This window comes from Carboxydothermus pertinax, from assembly GCF_001950255.1.
In the GTDB taxonomy this organism is placed as follows: domain Bacteria; phylum Bacillota; class Z-2901; order Carboxydothermales; family Carboxydothermaceae; genus Carboxydothermus; species Carboxydothermus pertinax.
The window spans coordinates 1-3,036 of sequence record NZ_BDJK01000095.1; the positions used below are offsets into that span (position 1 = coordinate 1).

The window sequence follows — 3,036 nt, forward strand, 5'->3', positions numbered from 1 at the left end:
TACCGCCAGCAGGGTTTAATTGGTCTTATGCCAAAAATCCGGTCTGATAATGGAAGCAGTCGTACTATAAGCCACGAAACAATCGAAGAGGCTGTAAAACTTAAGGAAGAACTTCCGGAACGGAGTGTAAGCCAAATCATAGCGATTTTAGAAGGAGAAAAGAAAGTTCCTGCAGGAATGTTAGCCCGCTCTACCCTTGGGAGGCATCTTTCTCGTTTAGGCCTAACCCAGAAGGAAGCTAAGCAAAAGATATCATGGCACAGGCGTTTTGCCAAAGAACAGCGTAATCGCCTCTGGCAGGCGGATATCAAATATGGGCCGTATCTACCGCATCCAAAGAATCCCAAACGCAAAGTACGAACTTATTTAGTGGCATTTATCGATGATGCTACTCGTCTTCTTTGTCATGGAGAGTTTTATCTTGACCAGAAGAGGCCAGTTTTAGAAGATTGTTTTCGTAAAGCCATCTTGAAACGAGGAATCCCGGATGCGGTTTATGTAGATAATGGCAAGATTTTTGTTTCCCGCTGGTTTCGTTTGGGATGTGCCAAGCTGGGGATAAGACCTATTAACCTTATTCTCCTGAATCAAAAGGTAAAATTGAACGATTTAACCGCACCGTTGAGTCTTTTATAGCCGAAATAGAACTGCAACAACCTAAGACCCTGGCAGAACTTAACCAGGCTTTTGCTGTTTGGGTTGAAGAAGGTTATAACCACCACCCGCACAGCTCTTTAGAAAACGAAACTCCGGCTAACCGTTTCCAGAAGGATACCCGGCGTTTACGGTTTGTAAGCCTCTTGAAGAATGCAGGGACGCTTTTCTCTGGGAAGCAAGTCGCCGGGTAGATAAAACAGGATGTATCAAACTTGAAGGACGGTTTTATGAAATTGGTTTGAAATGGATACGAAAAACCGTTGATCTCCGTTACGACCCTTTTGACTTAGAAAGCATTGAGTTCTGGTACAGTGGTCAAAAGCAGGGACTAGCTAAGCCTTTGGTTATCCAGGAATACAACAACCTTGCTGCAAAAAATAAAAAAGAGCAAGAAGATAAAACACCAAAAACTTCCCGCCTCTTAACAGTACTTGAAGAAAGAAGTATTGAACGCCGCCGGCGAAAATTAGGGGCTATACCCTTCCGCCAGCTGGAAGGGGGTAAGTAAAAATGTTTGAACCCTTTTTTGGTTTTCACCGCACACCCTTCGGTCGGGATCTGCCGGTAAACTCCTTGTTTACCACTCCTGCCCATGAAGAGCTGGTATCCAGGCTTAAGTATGCAGCGGAAAAACGCCTCTTTGCCCTAATTACCGGCGAAGTAGGAGCAGGTAAGTCCACAGCGTTACGGCAACTATTATCGCTATTAAACCCCAATAAGTACCGGGTTATTTATATTAGCGATTCTGGTCTAACTCCCAGGCATTTTTACTGGGAAGCCCTGCGACAGCTTGACTGTGAGCCACGCTTTAACCGGGGGCAGGCTAAACGTCAGCTGCATCAAGTTATCCTTGACTTAGCAGAAAACCAGCAGAAAATTCCGGTAGTTATTGTGGATGAAGCCCACCTGCTTGACCGGGAAATGCTTGAAGAAATACGCTTTCTTTTGAATTTTCGCATGGATTCGTATAATCCAATGAGTCTAATTCTGGTAGGGCAACCAGAACTGCGTCGTATCTTACAACTTCAGGTTTATGAAGCTATTGCTCAGAGGATTAACCTTCGCTACCACCTTCTGCCCATGGAACGGGAGGAAGCAAAAGGCTATGTAGCCCACCATCTCAGGACAGCCGGGGCAAGTTCAGCAATTTTTACCGATGATGCCTTGGATATGGTCTATGAGTATGCTGGTGGCATTGCCCGGAAAATCAATAACCTATGTATTGCTTGTCTAATGGCAGCTGCAGCCGAACAGAGACTTATTAATAACCGTATGGTCAAGGTAGTAATTGAAAATGAATTTTCTGTATAAAATTATGCCAATGGCCAGGCAGTATAAAAAAACTGCCTGGCCAAATAAAGTGAGCAAAATTTGCGGCCACTTAATTTGAGCTAAATGTGGTCAATTAGCGCGAGCGGTAACACTTAAAACAAAGCCCATAAAGAAAGCCGGTTGGAAAGGCGAATGAGGATCTACCTTAGGCCCAAGCTCCTTGTTATCGACGAAGTGGGCTATCTCCCTTTAGATGGCCTTGGCTCAAACCTCTTTTTCCAGCTAATAAGTGCCCGGTATGAAAAGGGGAGCATCATCCTCACCAGCAACAAAAGCTTTGGGGAATGGGGGGAGCTCATGGGAGACCCGGTGCTTGCCACTGCAGTGTTGGATAGGCTATTACACCATGCCCACATAATCAACATAAGGGGGAACAGTTACCGCCTAAAGGACAGGTTAAAAACCGGTCTCTACGGTAACCCACATATCAAAGCTTAATTTTAAAAAAAGCCAGGGTGGGTCAATTTAAAACCGTTGAAAATGGGTCAATTTAAATCCGCTATTGACACTAAAGTACATACGATTGCCTTAAACGGCATTAATGGAGAAATAGTAGAGGTGGAGGTGGACATTAACCGCCTACATCTTTTTAGGGGAACTATCTTTGGAAGGTCAGGTCAGGGAGGTGGATGGAGTCCTACCTTCAGTATTAGCGGTCAGGGGATCTGTGCTGAAAGCGGTGGTGCCATACAATAACCGTACCGAAGGAGCGTTAGTATCCGGGGTTGAGGTTTACGGGGCAAAGAGCCTAAGAGAAATCGTAGCCTTTTTATCGGGAGAAGAAGAGCTTAAACCGGAAAAGCCTCTTGATATTTCCGAAATACTCCGCGAAAAACCCGATGAAGAGCTGGACTTTGCCGATGTAGCAGGACAGGCGGTAGCGAAAAGAGCTTTAGAAATTGCTGCGGCAGGCAACCACAATTGTCTGATGTTATGACCCCATGTCAGTATAAGCTTAATACGAAAAATGCAGTTTATTTAAAGGTGAAGCGGGAAAATTTAAACCGGAGCTACCGAACGGTTACAGTGCGATTTAGCAGTTACGAT

The 3,036-nt window shown here is 44.9% G+C and carries 3 protein-coding genes and 2 pseudogenes; all 5 read left to right on the forward strand.

Annotation, left to right across the window (positions count from 1 at the left end; genetic code table 11):
* Window positions 1-1,165: pseudogene (locus cpu_RS13170) on the forward strand (transposase); the annotation flags it as partial.
* A 2-nt stretch (window positions 1,166-1,167) separates the two neighbouring features.
* Window positions 1,168-1,968: an ExeA family protein gene (locus cpu_RS13175; protein WP_075860421.1), complete on the forward strand. Its 801-nt coding sequence runs from the start codon at window positions 1,168-1,170 to the stop codon at window positions 1,966-1,968.
* A gap of 123 nt (window positions 1,969-2,091) precedes the next feature.
* A pseudogene (istB, locus tag cpu_RS13180) lies at window positions 2,092-2,427 on the forward strand (IS21-like element ISChy4 family helper ATPase IstB); the annotation flags it as partial.
* Window positions 2,428-2,463: 36 nt separating this feature from the next.
* On the forward strand, window positions 2,464-2,685 hold the full coding sequence (locus cpu_RS13880; RefSeq protein WP_200800706.1) for a hypothetical protein: 222 nt from the start codon (window positions 2,464-2,466) through the stop codon (window positions 2,683-2,685).
* Window positions 2,615-2,926: an ATP-binding protein gene (locus tag cpu_RS13185; RefSeq protein WP_369688873.1), complete on the forward strand. Its 312-nt coding sequence runs from the start codon at window positions 2,615-2,617 to the stop codon at window positions 2,924-2,926. Before cpu_RS13880 ends, cpu_RS13185 begins: the two co-directional genes overlap by 71 nt.
* Window positions 2,927-3,036 lie beyond the last annotated feature (110 nt).

Excerpts from the sequence above, each read along its gene's own strand:
- cpu_RS13175 (WP_075860421.1), top strand. The coding sequence starts at position 1,168 with ATGTTTGAACCCTTTTTTGGTTTTCACCGCACACCCTTCGGTCGGGAT.